The organism is Bradyrhizobium sp. RT6a, assembly GCF_040547675.1.
Taxonomy (GTDB): domain Bacteria; phylum Pseudomonadota; class Alphaproteobacteria; order Rhizobiales; family Xanthobacteraceae; genus Bradyrhizobium.
On the sequence record NZ_JBEPQC010000001.1, the window covers coordinates 1,676,828 to 1,696,966 of the forward strand.

14 protein-coding genes and 4 pseudogenes are annotated in these 20,139 nt (G+C 63.9%); 7 read left to right on the top strand and 11 right to left on the bottom strand.

The features are described from left to right. The first annotated feature begins 566 nt into the window (after positions 1–566). Positions 567–3,377 (top strand): ATP-binding protein, encoded by a 2,811-nt coding sequence (locus tag ABIC03_RS07950; protein ID WP_354056931.1) that lies wholly within the window; start codon positions 567–569, stop codon positions 3,375–3,377. A 57-nt stretch (positions 3,378–3,434) separates the two neighbouring features. Continuing rightward, a complete protein-coding gene (locus ABIC03_RS07955) occupies positions 3,435–4,643 on the top strand; it encodes an ABC transporter substrate-binding protein (protein WP_354056933.1) in 1,209 nt (402 codons plus the stop codon). 49 nt (positions 4,644–4,692) lie between these two features. Here the strand turns inward: ABIC03_RS07955 and ABIC03_RS07960 are convergent, their stop codons facing one another. From ABIC03_RS07960 to ABIC03_RS07990, 7 genes are all read right to left on the bottom strand, one after another. Next, the gene (locus tag ABIC03_RS07960; RefSeq protein ID WP_354056935.1) at positions 4,693–5,394 is read right to left on the bottom strand and encodes a hypothetical protein; all 702 of its coding nucleotides are present in this window, start codon (positions 5,392–5,394) and stop codon (positions 4,693–4,695) included. A gap of 11 nt (positions 5,395–5,405) precedes the next feature. After that, positions 5,406–6,677 (bottom strand): efflux RND transporter periplasmic adaptor subunit, encoded by a 1,272-nt coding sequence (locus ABIC03_RS07965; RefSeq protein ID WP_354056937.1) that lies wholly within the window; start codon positions 6,675–6,677, stop codon positions 5,406–5,408. Then, positions 6,674–9,856, bottom strand: coding sequence for an efflux RND transporter permease subunit (locus tag ABIC03_RS07970; RefSeq protein ID WP_354056939.1), 3,183 nt, complete (start codon positions 9,854–9,856; stop codon positions 6,674–6,676). Before ABIC03_RS07970 ends, ABIC03_RS07965 begins: the two co-directional genes overlap by 4 nt. A 79-nt stretch (positions 9,857–9,935) precedes the next feature. Beyond that, complete coding sequence (gene rpoH, locus ABIC03_RS07975) at positions 9,936–10,853, bottom strand: RNA polymerase sigma factor RpoH (protein WP_354056941.1); 918 nt, start codon at positions 10,851–10,853, stop codon at positions 9,936–9,938. A gap of 60 nt (positions 10,854–10,913) precedes the next feature. Beyond that, positions 10,914–12,338 carry a sensor histidine kinase gene (locus ABIC03_RS07980; protein WP_354056943.1) on the bottom strand — a complete coding sequence of 475 codons (1,425 nt, stop codon included), beginning with the start codon at positions 12,336–12,338 and terminating at the stop codon, positions 10,914–10,916. A 9-nt stretch (positions 12,339–12,347) separates the two neighbouring features. Further along, entirely contained in the window at positions 12,348–13,028 is a 681-nt protein-coding gene (locus ABIC03_RS07985; RefSeq protein ID WP_354056945.1) for a response regulator transcription factor, read from the bottom strand. A 71-nt stretch (positions 13,029–13,099) separates the two neighbouring features. Further along, positions 13,100–13,285, bottom strand: coding sequence for a hypothetical protein (locus ABIC03_RS07990; RefSeq protein WP_354056947.1), 186 nt, complete (start codon positions 13,283–13,285; stop codon positions 13,100–13,102). A gap of 233 nt (positions 13,286–13,518) precedes the next feature. On the opposite strand from ABIC03_RS07990, the gene ABIC03_RS07995 reads away from it, so the two are divergent. From ABIC03_RS07995 to ABIC03_RS08010, 4 genes and pseudogenes are all read left to right on the top strand, one after another. After that, positions 13,519–13,767, top strand: a complete 249-nt coding sequence (locus tag ABIC03_RS07995) for a hypothetical protein (RefSeq protein ID WP_354056949.1) — start codon at positions 13,519–13,521, stop codon at positions 13,765–13,767. Positions 13,768–14,074: 307 nt separating this feature from the next. Further along, positions 14,075–14,446, top strand: a complete 372-nt coding sequence (locus tag ABIC03_RS08000; RefSeq protein ID WP_354056951.1) for a hypothetical protein — start codon at positions 14,075–14,077, stop codon at positions 14,444–14,446. A gap of 326 nt (positions 14,447–14,772) precedes the next feature. Then, a pseudogene (locus ABIC03_RS08005) lies at positions 14,773–15,182 on the top strand (hypothetical protein). A gap of 36 nt (positions 15,183–15,218) precedes the next feature. After that, positions 15,219–15,404, top strand: coding sequence for a DUF3606 domain-containing protein (locus ABIC03_RS08010; protein WP_275170237.1), 186 nt, complete (start codon positions 15,219–15,221; stop codon positions 15,402–15,404). Positions 15,405–15,446: 42 nt separating this feature from the next. Here the strand turns inward: ABIC03_RS08010 and ABIC03_RS39250 are convergent. Both ABIC03_RS39250 and ABIC03_RS08020 read right to left on the bottom strand, forming a co-directional pair. Continuing rightward, positions 15,447–16,344, bottom strand: a pseudogene (locus ABIC03_RS39250) (3'-5' exonuclease). Between the two features lie 734 nt (positions 16,345–17,078). After that, on the bottom strand, positions 17,079–17,291 hold the full coding sequence (locus ABIC03_RS08020) for a hypothetical protein (protein WP_354056955.1): 213 nt from the start codon (positions 17,289–17,291) through the stop codon (positions 17,079–17,081). 348 nt (positions 17,292–17,639) lie between these two features. Between ABIC03_RS08020 and ABIC03_RS08025 the strand changes: the two genes are divergently transcribed. After that, complete coding sequence (locus tag ABIC03_RS08025; protein WP_354057550.1) at positions 17,640–18,602, top strand: Gfo/Idh/MocA family protein; 963 nt, start codon at positions 17,640–17,642, stop codon at positions 18,600–18,602. Positions 18,603–18,660: 58 nt separating this feature from the next. Here the strand turns inward: ABIC03_RS08025 and ABIC03_RS08030 are convergent. Both ABIC03_RS08030 and ABIC03_RS08035 read right to left on the bottom strand, forming a co-directional pair. Next, positions 18,661–19,208, bottom strand: a pseudogene (locus ABIC03_RS08030) (3'-5' exonuclease). Further along, positions 19,129–20,139, bottom strand: a pseudogene (locus ABIC03_RS08035) (2-oxo acid dehydrogenase subunit E2); the annotation flags it as partial. The pseudogenes ABIC03_RS08030 and ABIC03_RS08035, both read right to left, overlap by 80 nt.

Sequence of the window (20,139 nt, forward strand, 5' to 3'; positions counted from 1 at the left end):
TTCGCGAACCGGAGCAAGTCCGGTTGACGCCGACTGGAAGTTGATCGTGTCAACGTTCCGGGTTTTGACCTCTCGGCGGAAGGAAGGACGGCGGCTCACGATCAGGCCGCTGTTCTTGCGACTGGTGCACGTCTCCTGAAGCATTGGGCTCCGGAGTTCTTGCGCTGACGATTCCCGGCGATGCCGAGTAAATGATGCTTCCATTGATGGCATCAGGTTCCCTCCGACGGACCCTTCCATTCCGAATGCGCCCGGCCATCGTCACGAATTCGTGTATCGAACATGAACGTGTCGGGTGCCAGCATCGAAAGTGAACGAAGCGCCGGCGACTGAGCGGGCCTTCTTGACACGCCGACGATCTCCCCTGTAGGAGACCCAAGCGCATTGACGCTTTCAAATTCTTGCCAAGGTTTCGGTGATCGCAAGGGCGGGCTCGTGATTTCCCCCGGATCACGTCAGCGGAATTGATTCACGGGCCCATGTCATCGCCGGTTGATCGCACCTACTCTTTCGGACATTGGCATATCGATTGCCAACGAAGAGAGCTGAGGCACCACAACGTCGCGGTGCCGATCGGAAGCCGCGCGTTCGAGATTCTTGAGAAGCTGGTCGACTCGGCCGGTCTCCTGGTCACCAAGGATGACTTGATCGGAAGCGTCTGGTCGGGCCTGACAGTCGAAGACAACACGCTTCAGGTCCATATCTCGGCCGTCCGCAAGGCGCTCGGCGAGGATCGCAATCTGCTCAAGACGGTTTCGGGCCGCGGATATACGCTCGCCGGGACCTGGCGAAGCGGGCATCTGGATCACCCTGCCGCCGCATCGGTAGCGATTCCAGCCGACGTGCCCTTTCCAAGCAACCTGCCGAGTATCCGTGCGCCCCTCATCGGTCGCGAGGATTGCATGAGCCAATTGGTCGATGTGCTTTCGGCCTATCGGGCCGTAACCCTCGTCGGACCCGGCGGCATCGGAAAGACGAAGCTGGCAATCGAGCTGGCGCGCGGCGTCGCGCCCGCGTTCAACGATTCCGTGGCGCTGGTCGAGCTCGCGACCCTGCAGGATGCGGCACTTGCGCCATCCGCATGCGCCCGTGCACTCAAGCTCGCCTCGAATGACAAGGAAGTCTCGGCCGCGAACATTGCGCAGGCCATCGGAACCCGTCGTCTGCTTCTTGTCCTGGACAATTGCGAGCATGTGATCGAAGTGGCCGCGCAGATCGCCAGTGCCGTGCTTCGCTATTGTCCGCACGTCACCGTTCTCGCGACCAGCCGCGAAGGCCTCCGCATCGACGGCGAATATGTTGCGGCCATTCCGGCGCTGTCGGTTCCTGATCCCGATATGCACGATCCCGACTTGCTGCTGCGGGCAAGCGCAGTGCAGCTGTTCGTCGCGCGAACGCGGGCCCTGCGTGCGAGCTTCGTTGTGGGCGCGGAGGAGCTTCAGAGGATCGCTGCCATCTGTCGCCGGCTCGACGGCATTCCGCTCGCATTGGAGTTTGCCGCAGCCCGGGCCGCCAATCTCGGGGTCGACACCGTACTGCTCCGTCTCGACAAGCGCTTCGAGCTCCTGAACGCCGGCCGCCGCGACCAGTTGCCGCGACACCAGACCCTGCGGGCGACCCTGGACTGGAGCTATGACCTCTTGCCGCCGGCAGAGCAAAACCTGCTTTGCCAGCTCGCGGTGTTTCCGGCCGGTTTCACGCTCGATGCGGCCAGTGCAATGATGGACGACACTCTGTCGCGGTCGGACGTCATTGAAACCTTGTTCAATCTGGTCGGGAAATCGCTGGTGTCGCTGGACCCCTCATTCGAGGGGCGATGGCGGCTCTTGGAGAGCACCCGCGCTTATGCACTGGAGAAGCTCGCAGAGGCGGGCCTCGTCGAGCGGGCGGCAAGGCGGCAGGCCGGCTTTCTCAGGCAGATCATCGCGCCGCTCGGCGATGCCTCCCCCGCTCCCGACGACATCTCCCGCTTCGCTCAGGAGATCGGCAACGTGCATGCCGCACTCGATTGGGCGTTCTCGCCCGGTGGCGATACCGCGCTTGGCATCGAGCTGACGGCCGGCTTCGTTCCGGTATGGATGCAGTTGCTGTCCTTCATGGAATGCTCGACGCGGATCGAGCACGCGCTTGCGCATTTCACTCCCGGGTTCACCTGCGTTCCGAAGCTCAAGGCGCAGCTCTATGTCGCGTTGGGCTTCGCGCTTCTCAACACGGCGGGAACAGCGGACCGCATGAAGGCGGCGCTGAGCATCGGTCTCGTGCTCGCCGAGGAATTGTCCGACCTCGAGCTTCAGCTCAAGGCGGTCTGGACCTTGTGGAGCTATAACCTCAACTCGGGCCAATATGCCGCGGCCAAGGAGGTCGGCGAGCGCTACCTCGAGATCGCGCTGCGCACCGGAAGCCCCGCCAACGAGGCTGTAGGCCGTCGCCTGATCGGCGCCGCCACCCATTTCTTTGGAATGCAGGAGGATGCACGACGCGAGCTGACGCTGTCCCTGGATCATTCGGCTCACGGATTGAACGGCGGCGCGAACCAGATGTGGTTTCTGCTTAACCAGAGCGTTCTTGCCAAGGCGATGTTGGCGCGCGTCCTGCTGCTGCAGGGCAGGATCGCCCAGAGCAGATCCCTGGCCGCCGAGTGCCTGCAGGAAGCCCAGCGCGAGAAGGACAAGCTTGCGATTGCCTATGCACTCCGCAACGCCGTCTGCCCGATCGCGCTGATGACGCATGATCTTGCCACCGCCGATCAGGCAATATCCTCTCTTCTCGAGCTCGTCACGCGCGAGGGGATAGCTTTCTGGACCAGCTGGACGTCCTGCCTGAAGGGACAATTGCTGGTTCTGCAAGGCAAGCATCACGACGGAATAGCGCTGCTGCGCAGCGGCCTGACAGCGCGGACCGAGAACGGATGGCTGATGCGCAATCCCGAGTTTCTCGGATCGCTCGCCGAAGGCCTGCTCGCGAGCGGCGAGGCTGCGCAGGCCCTGACCGTGGTGGAAGAGGCCTTGTCAATGTCGCGGCAAGGCCGGCAATTGTGGTGCCTTGCCGACCTGTTGAGGATCAAGGCTGAAATTCTCCTGGCCAACGATCCATCCGACCTGTCTCGATCCGAATTGCTGTTCGGCGAAGGATTGTCGGTTGCCAGGGACCAGCAATGCCGCTTTTACGAGCTGAAGGTTGCGGCAGCATGGGCAAGGATCTTGGCGGAATCGAACCGTCAGCAGACCGCCCTCGATCTCGTCGGTCCGGTCAGCGCTCTGTTCGATCAGGACATCGATCTTCCGGCACTCGCCTTTGCCCGCACTCTGGCTGAAATACCGGGCATCTCGCTTTCGACATCCGACGGCGATCGGCCCCCATCCTGCACCTGCCACTAGGTTTGTGATGCCTTTCGGCCGACACCGCCCCTCACTCCATCTTCCGGACCTTGCCTGATGAACATCTCTCGACGACGGATTTTGGGCGGCATCAGCGCGTCGGTGTTTTCGCCCGGCATCATCCGTGCGCAGGGCACGAGACCGATCAGGATCGGCGAGATCAACTCCTATAGCAGCGCGCCCGCATTCACCCTGCCCTATCGTCGCGGCTGGCAGTTGGCTGTCGAACAGGTCAACGCCAAAGGCGGCCTTCTCGGGCGCGAGCTGCAGGTCATCAGCCGGGACGACGAAGGCAAACCCAGCGTCGCGATCCGCGCGGCAGAGGAGCTCGTGCGCAGGAACGACGTCGATCTGCTGGCAGGCGCTTATCTCTCGAATGTCGGCCTCGCGATCAGCGACTTCGCACGGCAGAACCGGATCCTGTTCGTGGCGAGCGAGCCGCTCACGGACGCCCTCGTCTGGGAGCGGGGACATCGATATCGCTACAGGCTCCGCCCCTCGACCTACATGCTGGCAGCGATGCTGGTTGAGGAGGCCGCTCAACTCAAGGCGACACGATGGGCGACGATCTCTCCGAACTACGAATACGGACAGTCGGCCGTAAGGTGGTTCATGCAGCTTCTGCGCCAACGTCGCCCCGATGTCGCGTTCGTTGGCAGTCAGTGGCCGCCGCTGGGTGCGATCGACGCCGGCGTGGTCGTGAACGCGCTCGCACAGCAGAATCCCGAAGCGATCCTCAACATCACCTTCGGGCCCGATCTCACCAAATTCGTCCGGCAAGGAAAGGATCGCGGCCTGTTCGAAGGACGAGACGTCGTGTCGTTCACGACGGGCGAACCCGAATATCTCCATCCTCTCGGAGAGGACGCGCCGACAGGATGGATCGTGACCGGCTATCCCGTGACCGAGATCCTGGACCAGGCCAATAGCTCGTTCGCGTCGGCCTATTCCTCGCGATATGGCGAGGCTCCCACCATGGGCTCCGTGGTCGGTCACGCCATGATCAGCTCCATCGTGGCTCCGATCGAGCGACTCGGGAGCCTCGATACCGAAACCATGGCAGATGGGTTTGGCAGTGTCGCCTTCGATACACCGTTTGGGCCGGCAATTTGGCGTTCGATCGACCATCAAAGCACGATGGGAACATTTGTCGGTCGCACCGCGGTCAGGGGCAACAAGGCCGTCATGGTGGACTGGAAATACAGGGAGGGTGGAAGCATGCTTCCGCCGGATGCCGAAATCCGCAAGCTGCGCCCGGCAACATGACCGGCGAATGCCGTGTGATGCGATGACACGAAACCCCTGCAAGTCCACCTCAGCATCCCGGCGGCAGAATCGGCGACACGCCCGGCGTCGGCGCTGCGCCTGAGGCGTTCGCCGGCAACACAGTGGCAGGCTCCGCCAGGTTCATCGAGACCCCTTCCGCGCAAGCCGAGCTGTTAGGGCTCGGCACGACGGCCGCATTCGGGTCTATGCCCGTGCCGCCGGCGTCGCTGGTGTCCGCCGGGATCGTGCCGGGCGCGGGGCTTGCAGACACCTGCGAAATCGAAAGCGGCAGAGACGCAGCGCTCGTAACCTGTCCTCCCGGCGTTGAGCTGCAGGCCACTGTCGCACCTGTTCCCGCCGGAGCGGCCGCGGAGATCGTCCCGATGGAGCTACCGCTCTGTCCCGTGGCCGGCAGGATCGGCGCCGCGATGCCCGGAGGCGAAAGGCCAGTGGGCGATACAGTTGGAGTCGCCGGCACTGGCGCCGGTGATGACGAGGGTGGAGCGCAGACGACCACCGTTCCCGGCGTCGTCGGATCCGACGCAAGAGGGACGGGCGCCAACGTCGTATCCGGCGCACCCGGCACGGTCGTTGCGGAAAACGGCCCCGGACTGTTGAGCGGCGAGATCACGATCGCGCCCGGCACCGTCGGCAGATCCATTGCGGTGCTGCCGGTCGTTGCGATCTGTGCCTGGCCTGGAGAGAAGCCGAGCAGGAAAGCGACCATCATTGCAAACGCGAACCGTATCATCTTTTGTGTCCCTAGCTCGTCTCAAGCTTGCGAACGGTGACCTTGCTGCCTTCCGCCAGAGTGACCGCAGGATTGAGCACGACCTGATCGCCGGGCTGCACGCCGTCCCGCACTTCCACAACGGTGCCGAAATCCCTGGAGATCGAGACCTGCTGCAAATGAACCGTGCCGTTCCGCACGACCGCGACGTGGAGGCCATTCTGATCGAAGACGAGCGCGTCGGACGGGATCGTCATCGATGGCGTCCGACGCGGGATCGATAATTCGACCGTGCAATAGATGCCGGGACTGAGCAGACCATCGGGATTGGGCACGTCGATCTCGGTCAACAGCGTTCGGCTCCCCGGCTGCAGCGCGGTTGCGATCCGCGTAACCTTGCCCGCAAACGTTCGTCCCGGAATCTCGGGGACGCGGATGTCCGCATCGACGCCCGGGGCAACCCCAAACGCCTCGTCCTGCGGCACGAAGACCTGGGTCCGGATCACGTTGGAATGCATCATCGTGAACATGAAGGTAGACCCGGCTTGCACCAGGCTGCCATTGTCCACGTTACGCTGCGTGACCACACCGTCGAACGGGGCCACCACGCGCTGGTAGGACTTCTCCTGCTGGAGAACGCGAATCTGCGCCTCCTGTGCCGCGATGTTCGACTGGGCGACGCCCACCGCCCCCTGCTGCGCGCGCAGGGTGAGGCGGTCGTTGTCGCCCTGCTGTGCCGTCAACCAGCCCTGCTTGACGAGATTGCTGTCCCGCGAATTGGTGACGTCGGCCAATTCCCGGCTGGCCTGCGCCTGCTGAAGGGCGGCCTGGTTCTGGGCGAGGGTCGCCTGCGCCTGCGCGATCTGCTGATCCAGTTCGGGAGCGGTAATTTCCGCGAGGAGATCACCCTTTTTGAGGCGATCGCCGATATCGACGTGGCGCTTCTCGATGTAGCCGCTGGTCCGCGCGAAGATGTTGGCCGCCTCGAACGCGGTCGTCGTCGCCGGCAGGCTGACCTTCATAATGTCGCCGCTGGGCTTGACTGTCGCCACCCGAACTTCGGGAACGTTGGTCCGAACCTGTTCGGCTACGGCGGCCACCTGACGCGCAGCCTCATAGTGCCGCCAGCCGCCGATGCCGAGGCCGCCCGCAAGCAGCAGGAGCACGCCTCCGCCGAGCAGCGCGCCACCGTAACGGCGTCCGGATCGTGCACCCTTGCCCGGCAGCTCCACGACCCGGAGGTTCTCCGCCCCGGGGCGATCTCTCGCCCCGTCGTCATCGGTCCTTGCGCGAACGTCGCTCATTCCGGTTGCTCCTCGAATACGCCGTGGCGAGGTTTGCCGTCGTTGCCCTTACGCAGCATGGCGAAGAGATAAGGCACGATCAGCAAGGTGGTCGGGGTTGCAAACAGAAGCCCGCCGATGACCGCCCGCGCGAGCGCGGCATTCTGCTCCTCGCCCGGCCCGCCGATCGCCATCGGGATCATGCCCACGATCATCGCGGCCGCGGTCATCAGGACGGGCCGGATCCGCGTTCGGCCCGCGCTCAGCGCTGCCTGGAAAGCGGAATGTCCCTTCAACTGCTCGTCACGCGCGAACGTCACGAGCAGGATCGAATTTGCCGAGGCAACGCCGATCGCCATGATGGCTCCCATCAACGATGGCACGTTCAGCGTCGTCCCGGTGATGAACAGCATCGTCACGATCCCGCAGAATGTCGCCGGCAGCGCCAGGATGACGACGAAGGGGTCGCCAAAGTTCTGGTAGTTCACGACCATCAGCAGGTAGACCAGGATGGCCGCGAACAGCAGTCCGATCCCGAGATCGCGGAACGACTGATGCATGCTCTGGATCTGTCCCAGGACCTGGATCGAATTGCCTGGCTGGAGCTGCTTCTGCAGGGTTGACGTCACCTTCTCGATGTCGGCCGCAACGCTGCCGAGATCGCGGCCCTGGACGCTCGCATAGACGTCGAACACCGGCTGGACGTTGGCCTGGTTCGAATTGGTAGGAACGGTCCCTCGCTTGAACGTCGCGACATTGCTGAGCAAGCCGGGCACCGTCTGGCCGCTTGCGGCAGCCGAGGCCGACACCGGCGTGTTGCCCAGGGCGTTCAGCGAGTTGGCCCTGTATTCCGGTGTCTGCACCGCCAGGTAATAGGGGATGCCTGACGTCGGGTCCGTCCAGAAATTCGGCGAGACCTGCGCAGACGAGCTGAGGCTGACATTGATATTGGTCGCCACCGTGCTCGCATTGAGGCCCAGCTGCGCGGCGCGAGTGCGGTCGATGTCGGCGTAGAACGCGGGAGCATCGACCTCCTGCTGCAGATGCGCATCGACCACGCCGGGGATCGCCGCGAGGCTCTTCTGCAGCTCCTTGGCCACGGCCAGATTGTTGCTGCCGTAACCGACCGTGCGGACATCGATCTGCGCCGGAAGCCCGAAGTTCAGGATCTGCGTGACGATGTCGGCCGCCTGGAAATAGAAGGTGTCCTCCGGGAAGGCCGCCGGCAGCACCTGCCGCAGCTTCCTGACGTAATCCGCCGTCGGCTTGTGCCCATCCTTCAGCGACACCAGAATGGTGCCGTCATTCACCCCGATCGTCGAACCGTCGGTGAATGCGAGATTGTAGGCCCGCGCCGGGAGACCGATATTGTCGACGATCAACGCGCGGTCATGCTCCGGAATGACTTCGCGGATCTTGTCCTCGACCGCCTGGAAGATCGCTTCCGTACGCTCGATCCGCGTGCCCGCCGGCGCACGAACATGCAGCTGGATCTGACCACCGTCGATCAGGGGATAGAAGTCCCTGCCGACATAGGCGAACATGGTGGCTCCGAGCGCCAGCACCAGCACGGCGACGACGGGCACGACGGCCCGAAGCCGCAATAGCTTCAGCAGCAGATCGGAATAGCCATCGCGCAGGCGCTCGAAGCCGCGCTCGAACGCAGCGGAGGCGCGCGCAAAGATGTTCGACGGGCGCTCGCTTTCGCCATGGCGCCGTTCACCCTTCAGCAGCAGGCCGATAGTGATCGGCGTGAGCGTCCGCGACAGCCCGTAGGACGCCAGCATCGCGAACACCACTGCGAGGCCGAGCGGCGTGAAGAGGTATTTGGCCGGGCCTTCCAGGAACACGACCGACGTGAACACGCAACTGATGGCGAGCGTCGAGACCAGTGTCGGGATGGCGATTTCAGCAGCTCCATGCAGGGTCGCCTCCGACAACGGCATGCCTTCCTCGGTCCAGAGCCGGTGCGTGTTCTCGATCGTCACCGTCGAATCGTCGACGAGGATGCCGACCGCGAGGGCGAGCCCGCCGAGCGTCATCGTGTTGAGGGTCTCGCCGAGGAAATACAGCACGATCAGCGAGGACAGCATCGCCAGCGGGATCGAGATCAGGACGACCAGCGTCGATCGCCATGATCCCAGAAACACCAGGATCATCAGCGCGGTGAGGCCGGCCGCGATCGCACCTTCGCGCAGCACGCCATTGACCGAATGGGTCACGAAGATCGACTGGTCGAACAGCTCGTTGATCTTCAGCCCCGCTGGAGCCGACGCGCTTATCGAGGTCAAAGCCGCCTTCACGCCGTTGACGACGGCGAGCGTCGAGGCATTTCCATTCTTGATGACGCTGAGCAGGACGGCGCGGTGGCCGTCCTCGCGCACGATGTTCTGCTGGACCTGGGCGCCGTCGCGGACCTGGGCGACGTCCTTCAGGAAGATCGTGGCCCCGTTCGCGAACTTGACCGGGATCATGTTGAGATCCTGGATCGTGGCCGGCGTCGCATTGGTGCGAACGGTATACTGGGTGTCGCCGATCTTGGCCGTGCCGGTCGGCAGGGTCAAATTCTGGGTGTTGACCGCATTGACGATGTCGAGCGGCGTCAATCCGCGCGACAGCAGCTTGTTCGGATCGATGTCGACCATGATCTGGCGGTATTTACCGCCGGCAGGCGTGGGCAGCGTCACTCCCGCCACCGGAGCCAGTTGCTGGCGGACCCGGTAGATGCCGAAATCGTAGAGCTGCTGCTCGTTCAGGCTGTTTGACTGGAGACTGAGCTGGAGCACCGGCACGCTCGAGGCATTGAACTGCACGATGATCGGCGGCTGGATCCCCGGCGGCATCAGGGCGCGGATGGCGTTGGTCCCCGAGACGATCTGCGAGATCGCGAGATCGAGATTGACGTCCGGCTGGAAGTAGATCTTCTGAATCGACAGGCCGTTGAGAGTCTGCGCTTCGATATTCTTGATGCCGCTGACATTGGCGCTGATCGAATACTGGCTGTAGGTGCTGACGCGCTGCTCCATCTCCGGCGTGGACAGACCGGTGTAGCTCCAGATCACCGTGACCACGGGGATCCGGATCTCCGGGAAAATATCCGTCGGCATCGAGCGGATCGCGATGCCGCCGAGGAACAGGATCAGCGCGGCAAGCACATAGAATGTGTGCGGAAGCCGTAGCGCGAAGCGAACAATTCCCATTGTGGTCTGCCTGGAGCGGGTTACGCGGGATCGTCGGACAGATGAGAGCGGCCGGACCAGCGTTCAAATGAAAATGAATTCAGACGCTGCATGCGGTGCCCCGTGGCGCATCCTGCGCGGCGAGCATCACGGCCCGCTTGACCTTGGCAAAGGCGCGCATCTCGATCTGCCTGACGCGTTCGCTGGATATGGACAATTCGTGGGCCAGCCGATCGAGCGTGACGGGGCATTCCGTCAACCGCCGCGCCTCGAAGACGCGACGTTCCCGCGCCGCAAGCCCCCCGAGCGCAACACGCAAGGCGCTGGCACGCCGCTCGGTCTGCTCGTGATCGACCAGCACCGTCTCGGCGTCGACCGCCCCGTCGACCAGCATGGCTTCCAGCTCCGTTCCGCTGTCCTCGCCACCGACGCGCACATTCAGCGACATGTCGCCATGCAGCCGCGCGTCCATCTCGATCACCTCGCGCGTCGTGACCTCGAGCTTCCCGGCGATCGATTCGGCAACGTCAGGCGTGAGCCCCGCCATCGCGCTGCCGGTGGCTTTCCTGATCTCGCCGCGGAGCTTGAAAAACAGCTTCTTCTGCGCGGCCGTCGTCCCGATCTTGACGAGGGACCAGGACCGCAGGATGTACTCGTGGATGGCGGCCTTGACCCACCAGACCGCGTAGGTGGAGAAGCGCGCGCCGCGGTCGGGTTCGAAGCGTGACGCTGCGATCACGAGACCCAGATTCGCCTCGGCAATCAGATCGACCATCGGAAGGCCGTATCCCTTGTAGCCTCGCGCCAGCCTGGCCGCGAGGCGGAGATGGCTGGTGACGAGAGCATCCGCCGCGCTCCGGTCCCTCGTCTGCTGCCAGCGGCGTGCAAGCTGCTGCTCCTGACCGGGTTCGAGGAAGTCGTAACGCCCGATGGCCGCGGAATACGCGCTGAGGAACGGCACCGGTGCGACCGGCGTAGCAGGAGGATTGCTTCTCGTAACTTCGTGGCTAGTCTGCATCTGTCGCTCCCACGGTCCAGGCCGGCTGTTCAATCTCGAAAGCATCGCGCGCCATCTGGCTCATCCCATCTGGTCGGCGTCGGCGTGCAGCAATGTCCGCGACCGGCGCGCGGCGGCCTTGCCCGCCCGTCCGGTCCAGGCCAGGATTTCGATTCGCCCTCCGGGGGCCGGACCGACGATCAGCCGGAAGCCGTGCAGCTTGACGATGGCGGCGACCAGGCTCAGTCCGAGCCCGACACCCGGCGTATGGCGCATCTTGTCGGAGCGATAGAACCGTCGCAGCACCGCCTCGCGATCCTGCTCGCTGATGCCGGGCCCGGTATCGCTGACGCACACCAGCGCCGTGTCGTCGTCCGCTTCCAGGGCGAGTTCGACCCGCCCACCCGACGGCGTGAACTTGACGGCATTGTCGACGAGGTTGGCGACCGCCTCGAACAGCAGGTCGCGGTCGCCCCACACAAGCACATCGCGCGCGATGACCACACTGAGCCCCACGCGCTTGTCCTCGGCGATGGGCTCGTAGACGTCGCACACCTCCCGCAGGATCTCGTCGAGCGCGACCTCGCCAAAGCCGGCTATGCGGCGATTGATCTCGATCTCGGTCAGGCGCAGCAGGGCGGTGACGATCGCGAGCGATTGGTCGATGCCGGCAATGGCCTTGTCGATCGTCTCCTGCAGTTCCTCAAGCGTGGCTGCATGGGAGCGCCCGCGCTCCAGCGCCAGACGGACGCGCGTGAGCGGCGTCCTGAGATCATGGGCGATGTCGTTGCCGACGCCGGCGAGCGCATTGATCATCGTCTCCATCTCGTCGAGCATGCCGTTGACGATCCCGGCCAGCCGCGCGAACGGATCGTCCGTCCCGTCCTGCGGGAGCCGCTCGCGCAGTTCGCCGGCCACGATGCGCTGGACCCGCTGGTTCACCTCCTCCACGCGCCTCTGAGCGCGGAGGCTGAGCCAGGCACCGGCCAGCAGGCAGAGGCTGAAGGCCGGCAGCAGGCCCAGGGCCAGCGCCTGCCCCACCACAGTCGAGATCTCGCGCGTCTCATCGACATTCCGCCCCACCACCAGGACATCGCCGCCATCGAGGCGCTGGCCGATCACCCTGACGACGGGATTGTGCTTTGCCCTCTCCTTGATGAGATCGAGCCGTACGCCCTGCACCGCTCCGTCGAGCCCGAGCTCGCGCGGCACGCGGTCGATGTTGCCGGCAAGGCGGGTGCCCGCGGCATCGAACAGTCCCGCATATTGCACGCCCCTGGAATCCTGATCGAGATGATCCGCGATCGCCCTGATGCGGTGGGCCGGCGACAGCTCCGCGATGAAGTGAATCTGGGTGGTGATCATGCGATCGGAGCGCGCGATCAGATAGTCATCGAGCTCCCAATAGATGAATGCGAATAGGCCGACCACGAACAGCGCGAAGCCGGCCGCCATGGCCAGGGCCCAGAGGAACGTGCTGGAGCGGATCAGCTGGATCTGACGCATCGCCGGTCCCTATTGCCGCGAACGCAGGACGAAGCCGGAGCCTCGGACGTTGTGGATGAGCGGCACCTCTCCGGGCCCGTCGACTTTGTGACGGAGCCGGCCCATATGCACGTCGATCAGGTTCGTAGTCGCCGGAACGAACTTGTAGTTCCAGACCTCCTCCAGCAGCATTGCACGCGTCAGCACCTGGTCGTTCCGGCGCATCATGTATTCGAGCAGGCGGAATTCGCGCGGCAGCAGCTCGAGCCGGCGTTCGCCACGTCGCGCGGTCCGCTCGATCAGATCGAGCTCGAGCGGTCCGACATGCAGGATGGTTTCGCGGCTGTCGATCGGACGGCGCAGCAACGCTTCGATCCGCGCGACCAGCTCGATGATCGCGAACGGCTTCGTGAGATAATCATCTCCGCCCATGCGCAATCCGCGCACCCGGTCGTCCACCGCGCCGAGGGCGCTCAGGACCAGGACGGGCGTCCTGACCTGGTCGTTGCGCAGCGCCTCGATGACGGTGAGCCCGTCCATTCCCGGCAGCATGCGATCGACGATCATGGCATCGGGGCTCGACGCGCGCGCGCGGTCGAGGCCGTCGACGCCGTCGGCGGCCCAATGCACCTCGAACCCGCGATCGGCGAGCTCCGCGACGATCGCCTCGGCGGTCTCGGCGTCGTCCTCGATCAGGAGAATCCGGTTCATGATCCTCGCTCCACGTTCCGCGCGGCGTCTCGGCGCGCGGTAGGGGCGCGTGGGCTCGGCGACGCGCTGGGTCATGTGCGATACCCGCGCGCGTCGCGCGCGCAGCCTTGACGCCGCCTGTTGCCGGCCACTCGCTGCGGTACGAGATAGGCTTGCGGCGCATCGGGCGCCATTGAATTGCAGTTCATGATGCGGGCTGCGCGCCGCGCCAGCAGCGCCAGTGCACGGGCGATACGTGTTGCCAATGTCGTGATCATCTTGTGGGCTCCGCTTCGAACTGCGCTGCATCGAATATATGCGCTCGACGCACTCGCGGTCGTTCCGGGGGACAACGGATGTTATGGATTCGCACGATCGTGGTACGACGTTACATCGGCTCACGGGCCGTTGAATTGCGGTGAGCAATTCGTGCATTTGAATCGCGGTCGATCGCGCCCACCTCGATGACCAGCCGGCTTGGTCGGCCTGATGTCATCAAAGGAGAGAGCGAATGACCACGTCCAAACTGTTGTCGATGGGACTGATTGCGGCCGCGATGCTCGGCGGCCCCGTGATGGCGCGCGAGCATCACCGCGTCGTGCGGCAGCCCGCGATGGAGGCCGACACGGTCGCAACGAGCGCGCCGGTCTATCAGGGCGAACGCGGCTGCGTTCCGGCGCCGCGCGTCGGGGCCTTCGCCACTGCGCCATGGACCGGCAACAACGTGCCTTGCGAGCCCGGCACCGGTAGCTTCTTCTGATCGCGCCAACGTATCCGGCCGGGTGACTTCGCCGCCGGACGCCTATCGAATAACGGGGAGCGGACTGATCTCGTCAGCCCGCTTCCTTGCGTTGGGTTGCGTCGCGCCCACGCGCGACGCGATCACCTTCGTGCGCGGCGCGCCCGATATCTGACTCGAATGTCTGACCTCGAATTCAGTTGGACTGTCGCGCCGCGCTCCTACCTCTCCAGCGTCACACGCCCAGCCATCAAGCAGCCTCGCGCGCACCGCGCGACGCGGAAGTGGGCTTCAGGGATGACCGGGCTCAACACGAGAGGAGTTTTCCATGAAACGAGTCATCATGATTCTGGCCACAGCAGCGCTCGCCTCGACGCTCGCGATCGGCACGGCCGACGCGCACGGCGGTGGCGGCGGCGGCCACGGTGGATTTGGCGGCGGCGGCTTCGGCGGCGGACATGCGGGCTTTGGCGGCGGCGCGCATTTCGGCGGCATGGGGCATGAAGGCGGATTCGGCGGCGGCGCCCGGTTCGGTGGCGAGCACCTCGGCTTTGGCGATCATGCCGGCGGCCTCCGCCAGCACGCGTTTCACAGCTACGGTCGCTACCGGCCCGGATATGGACTCTACGGCGCCGGTCCGGATTGCTATGATTGGTACGAGCTGCATCCCGGCCGGCCGTTGCCGCTGAGCTGCAGCTAGATCCGCACGCACGACGCCGATCGGTCCGGATCGCACAACGTTACGGTCCGGGCCGATCGCGCTGCGCAAGTTTCATGGCGTGTCCGTCGGATGCGTGATGGCGAAACACGCGGTTTCGCGTTCTCGCGGCGCGTTTCGCCCGAGCTTTGCCTGGTCACTTCACCCTCGAAGCCAAGAGGGCGCAGGGAAGGCTGGGTACCGGCTGGCACCCGCGGTCCGCTGCGCGAAAATGGAGCGCAAAATAACCGCACAGCGCCAATCACTCGGCCTTACCTGCGCAGTGGTTGGACGGCTTATGCCGTGCTCTCCCGGCACTTGTTGTCTCGATAGCCACGGTCTCGGCGCAGCCGGTGCGATGGACCAAGTACACCATTCCTCAGACCGGCACCTCGATGGATTTTCCATCTTCGATCTTCACGGAAGAAGCTGGCCGACCGACGGCTACGGGCAACCGTTCCGAACCGCCGACGGACGTGCTGACATCACGATCCAGGCCGCGCCTAACATCGAGGGCGATTCACCCGCGGCCTTGCTCGCGAAAAAGCGCATTCAGTACAAGCGAGTGACACCACGGTTCTTTGCGGTCTCCAGCTACAAGGGCGACAAGGTCTGGTACGACCGCTGCAACTTCTCGGGGCAGCTAATCCATGGCGTCCTGATCAATTATCCCGCAGAGGAAGAGCACGCCTGGCACAACATTGTCACTCGAATGAGTCTGTCGCTCAGCGGAAGGTAGTTGCCTTGGACATCAGTTTGGCAGACGGAGGAGCAGATGGTGGCAGCGAAGAAGAAGACCGCACGGGGACGCAAACAAGATCGCACCCGTGTGGCTAAGGGCCAGGACTACGAAGTGCGATACGAAGCAAAGAAGACTGGCCGCTCGGCCTCCGCGGTGAAGAAAGCCGTGAAGAAGGTCGGCAACAGCCGCAAGCGGGTCGAGAAACGTCTCGGCCGCTGAGGGCAGGTTCGCCGCGTATTTCGGCGTGGCGATTGGCGGCCCTCAGATCCTGCAGGAGAAGCGGGTGAAGGCAGTCAGCATCTGCAAGCGCGGCTCACGTCGCGCAGGTAGATCTCGGTCCGGAGAAATGCGAGTTCGGTTTCTAGAGCGGACTCGCGGACGTCAACGTACCAGGATTATGGCCGACCGTCCGTCCCGTCGCTCCAGCGATAGCCGCGGCGCTTCAGCGATCCTTGACTTCGAACGGCGACTGTTCGGCCATATCCGGATGGTCCTCTGTCGTGCGCTCTCGAGCAGGACAGCGAGCGCTGGCGCGCCGGTCGTTGGTAGGTCGAAGTCCAAGATCTCGAGCAGCGCGTGACAGTCGTCAACCGCGCGGTGCGCCTGGTGGAAATAGCCGGCGCCGTTCAGAAGGTAGCCGAGCTTCGCTCCATCGAAGCCGTGCTGCCGCCAATCGACCTCGGTCGCGGAGCATGCCCACGCCTTCCGCTCGAAGACGGGCTAGTAGCGTTCGGAAAACTTCCGATCGAATCTACTGTTATGCGCGATGACCAGGACCACGGAATCGTCGACGAAGGCGTTCACGGCGGCCTCGTCGATCCTGTGGCCGGCCACCATTTTCATCGGTGATGCCGGTAAGCGCCGTGATCTCGGCCGGGATCGGCTCGGACGACTCATTGAAGGCGGAGAACGTGTCCGTGACATCAATGATGCGACCGTCCGGCGTGTAGCCAAACTTGACCATGCCGAGCTCGATGACTTCGTCCTTGCGGTGGTCGAGGCCGGTTGTCTCGGTGTCGAGCAGGATGCCGATCTTGGTTTCCTGTCCGAAGGCCGGCATCCACGTTGGCCGCGGTACCAGGCGGCGCAGCACCCGGTAGTCGCTCGATCGGCCTAGTACCTCGGCCATCGCGGCCAGATCCGATGCGTCTTGAAACATCTCTTCTCGTGTTGAGCCGATGAGGTAGTCCCGTCAGGCCCCACAATATCGGGACCGCTCGGCGCGAGATATCTGAAAGACAAGCGATTCACGGGCTTTTCGGGAGTGTCGGTGCAGTTGGCCCCCCTTGCGGGACGCTCGCGCAGGGCCTCAATCGCGAGCGCTCCAGAGGTCCGCGCTATGAACGGGCGGATCGGCGGAGCAGCTCCAAAAGGCTAGACAGGCGTCCGCGTATGATGCCGACCCGGGATTGCTACGGCCCCACTGGTGCGTGATCGTTTACGATCTGCAGCTATATTTGGGTCCATGGACTCCTCGTACGACTCCGAGCGCGAGGCCGTCGCGGCAATGAAGCTTGCCGCCGAAGCCGATGGGCTAGAACGGCAGAGATGGATCACCGCCGCCCTGGCGTGGTCAGAACTCACTCGCCTCCGGGGGCTGCCGAGCACAACCTGCCGGAAGGGTGGCCTACGCGGCAGCTCGTTACCGGTGCGAGGCGCAGCGCCTCCCCCACCCGCTTCCAAGCCCCTAGGATTGCGATCAGGGGGAAACGCGATGTCGGACCCGCCCACGGCATCCAATCCTCCCTGGTGAGGCCAGGACCACCGGCCGGGTAGGCGAGCTTGGTCCTGGGGAAGCGTCTGTCGGCAGATCCCTTCGCGCACTGCGGGACGGCCGCCAGGCTTCATCGGGTGCGCGGTGCGGCACCATCAAGAACGACAGGGGTGGGGGCGTCAGGCCTCGCCGGGTCCAGAGAAAGTCGCTGCAGCCGGCGTCGTGCGAGGCGTTGGCAGCGGCCGCTCGGTCGGTCTGGATGCCGAGGGATGACCGCCCCTGCTGTCATACCGTTCGGCGAGATCCAGGAGACGACGCCGGGTGAACGGTTCGGCTTTCTCCGCCATACCCCGGACCCTTTGGGCCAGACCTCGGTAGAACTCCTGCTCCATGACACGCCCCTCAACATCACTGCCCGGAGTTGCGTGCTCTGCGGTCACGAAGTCAAGAAGGCTGGCAACAGTGTGAACCCGACCAAATTTTTATCGGCCAGCTTGAGATCGCGATCTCGGCTGAACTAGAGTGCCATGGCAGGGGGAAAAAAGATGGCCATGCTCCATCCGGTCCGGAAGGCGTGCCCGGCGTGCGGCAAGCCGATGAAAGCTGTGTCCGACGGAGCTTCGGAGCGGCGGTCGCGGTACGTGTGCACCGATGCTCGCAAGTAGGCGGATGGCCCGTTGCGACCTCCGGAGCCCTAGGCCTTCGCTGCGCGCGGTCTTGGTGTCGAGCATGGATGGATACTGCCTGCCTTCGGGCAAGCGAAGAAAAGCCGCCTGGCCGCGCTGGTTTCGGGATCGCCGGACAAGCTGACCGTGCCTGGCCGCCAGTATGGCGTCCGACCGGAAGCTCTGCTCGGTTATGAGGAACTCGAGCGGCTCCGCGAAATGGAAGACGTCAAAGTCGTCTACATCGTTCTGCCGAACTCGATGCACAAGGAATACGTTCTTCGATCCGCGGCCATCGGAAAGCACGTGCTCTGCGAGAAGCCAATGGCGACGAGTTCAGAGGATGCTCGATCGATGATCGAGGCGTGCTCATCGGCCCGCGTCAAGCTGATGATCGCCTATCGCTGCCGCTACCAGCCTCATCATTTGGAGGTCATTCGTCGTGCGCAAAGCGGAGAGCTCGGGCCGATCAAGCTGATCGAATCGATCAACGGTCAGAACCAGGGAGATCCCGAGCAATGGCGGCTCCGCAAGGCATTGGCCGGCGGCGGATCCCTGCCGGACGTAGGTATCTATTGTCTCAACGCCGCGCGGGCTGTCACCGGCCGTGAGCCGGTCGAGATAGAGGCTCGCATCCACTCGAGCGAGGGCGATCCGCGCTTTCGGGAAGTGGAAGAGAGCGTCGCCTGGATCATGCGGTTCCCTTCGGCGCTATGGCCAACCTTTCGACCAGCTACGGTATCCATAGGGCATCGCGCCTGGCGGTCCACTCGGACGGCGGCAGTCTCCTGTTGGACAACCTATCCGTACAAAGGGCAGCGGCTGACAGTACGTCGCGCAATAGACAGCCGCGAGACCGAGACGTCGATCGAGATCTCTGCAAAAGACCAGTTCGCTCTGGAATTGGATCACATGGCGGAATGCGTTCTCACCGACAGGTCGCCAAGGACGCCCGGCGAGGAAGGTCTGCGCGACATGAAGCTCATGGAGGCGATCTACAAGTCAGCGGATCAACGGACCGTTGTTAGAATCGACTGAACTCTCAGATGCAGCCGCGTAGCTCGGCGCTTCCAGGCACCTGCTCGTTTATGAATGGCTACGCAGCTTCGCGGTACCCCTCCTCGCTCCGCTTCTTGTTGATGAGATTCAACAAATGCGCCGAGGCCCGCGCAACGCATAAGGCTCGATGATGAGTGGCGAGCGAGATGCCATATATCTCGCAAAGTTTCCCAAGTCCGTAGGACTTGTGTCCCGGATAGCGGCGTCGCATTCCGGCGCACGTGCAGAGCTTGGGGAATCTGAAGCGCCGCGCGATCCTTTCGAATTCGTAGGCCATGAAACCGTAGTCGAAGCTGACATTATGGGCGACGAAAATGCCGTCCCCATGAACTCCATGAAATTGTCCGCTACCTCCGCGAACAAAGGTGCGTCCCGAACCATTTCGTTCGTGATGCCGGTCAGCTGAACGATCTTTGCGGGAATGGAGCGCTGAGGATTGATGAGAGAATCCCTGACCGCCGACGCCGCCCAGAGACGACACCGAGAAACAGCCGCCCTGCATGTCGCCCCACGCGAGCTGCCCTGCGAGCGCCTTGTCGGCGAGCGAGCGCATCTCCGCGGCGATCTGCCGAAGGCCCTTCTTATCGCAGTCCCGGATCACCGGCACGACCAGACCTTTCGGCGTGTCGACGGCGAAGCCGATGTGGACGTAGTGCTTGAGGATCAGCTCATCGCCATCGAGCGAGGAATTGAAGCGCGGGTATTTCTGCAGCGCCAAGGCCGCGGCCTTGATCAGCAGCGACACCATGGTGAGCTTCGCCGTGGCCTTCGCGGCCTCGGCGTTGGCGAGCTGACGAAAGGCCTCGGCGTCGGTCACATCCGCTTTGTCGAAATTCGTAACATGTGGAATGACGCTCCAGTTGCGCGAGAGGTTCGCGCCGGTCAGCTTCTGGATCCGCGTCAGCGACAGGCGCTCGACCGCGCCGTACCTCTCGAAATCCACCTTGGGCCAATCGACCGGCGCGTCGGGCGCTGGCGCCATCGCCGGTCTTGATCGCACCAGTCCGTTGACGAAGGCCGCCACATCCTCGCGCAGAATCCGGCCCTTGGGCCCGGTGGGCACGACAGAGTCCAGCGCCACACCGAGCTCACGCGCCAAAGCGCGAACCGACGGCGACGCATGCGCAGCCCCGCTGGGCTGCGGCAGCTGTGCACGTGCTCGCGAGTCATCTACTGGAGCGGCGGGCGTCCGCTGTGACAGCGCCTCCTGCTGCGGGAACCGTTGCTCCACCTGTGGCGCCGACGCAGCCGCCGGCGGAGCCGCGGTGGATTCACCGCGACCTTCGAGGATCATCAGAATCGAACCTTGAGAAACCCGCGCCCCGACCTCGATCATCAGTTTGGCCACCGTGCCCGCGGCCGGGGATGGCACCTCCATCGTCGCCTTGTCGGACTCGATCGACAGCAACGGCATGTCGATTGTGACCTCGTCGCCGACCGACACATTGATTTCGACTACCGGAACATCCTTGTAGTCCCCAATATCCGGCAGAACGACTTCAATTGAATGAGACAT

What these genes read in the sequence shown, in the direction of transcription:
- ABIC03_RS07955 (WP_354056933.1), top strand. Translation starts at nt 3,435, where the DNA reads ATGAACATCTCTCGACGACGGATTTTGGGCGGCATCAGCGCGTCGGTG.
- ABIC03_RS07960 (WP_354056935.1), bottom strand. Translation starts at nt 5,394, where the DNA reads ATGATACGGTTCGCGTTTGCAATGATGGTCGCTTTCCTGCTCGGCTTC.
- ABIC03_RS07965 (WP_354056937.1), bottom strand. Translation starts at nt 6,677, where the DNA reads ATGAGCGACGTTCGCGCAAGGACCGATGACGACGGGGCGAGAGATCGC.
- ABIC03_RS07970 (WP_354056939.1), bottom strand. Translation starts at nt 9,856, where the DNA reads ATGGGAATTGTTCGCTTCGCGCTACGGCTTCCGCACACATTCTATGTG.
- rpoH (WP_354056941.1), bottom strand. Translation starts at nt 10,853, where the DNA reads ATGCAGACTAGCCACGAAGTTACGAGAAGCAATCCTCCTGCTACGCCG.
- ABIC03_RS07980 (WP_354056943.1), bottom strand. Translation starts at nt 12,338, where the DNA reads ATGCGTCAGATCCAGCTGATCCGCTCCAGCACGTTCCTCTGGGCCCTG.
- ABIC03_RS07985 (WP_354056945.1), bottom strand. Translation starts at nt 13,028, where the DNA reads ATGAACCGGATTCTCCTGATCGAGGACGACGCCGAGACCGCCGAGGCG.
- ABIC03_RS07990 (WP_354056947.1), bottom strand. Translation starts at nt 13,285, where the DNA reads ATGATCACGACATTGGCAACACGTATCGCCCGTGCACTGGCGCTGCTG.
- ABIC03_RS07995 (WP_354056949.1), top strand. Translation starts at nt 13,519, where the DNA reads ATGACCACGTCCAAACTGTTGTCGATGGGACTGATTGCGGCCGCGATG.
- ABIC03_RS08000 (WP_354056951.1), top strand. Translation starts at nt 14,075, where the DNA reads ATGAAACGAGTCATCATGATTCTGGCCACAGCAGCGCTCGCCTCGACG.
- ABIC03_RS08010 (WP_275170237.1), top strand. Translation starts at nt 15,219, where the DNA reads ATGGTGGCAGCGAAGAAGAAGACCGCACGGGGACGCAAACAAGATCGC.
- ABIC03_RS08020 (WP_354056955.1), bottom strand. Translation starts at nt 17,291, where the DNA reads ATGGAGCAGGAGTTCTACCGAGGTCTGGCCCAAAGGGTCCGGGGTATG.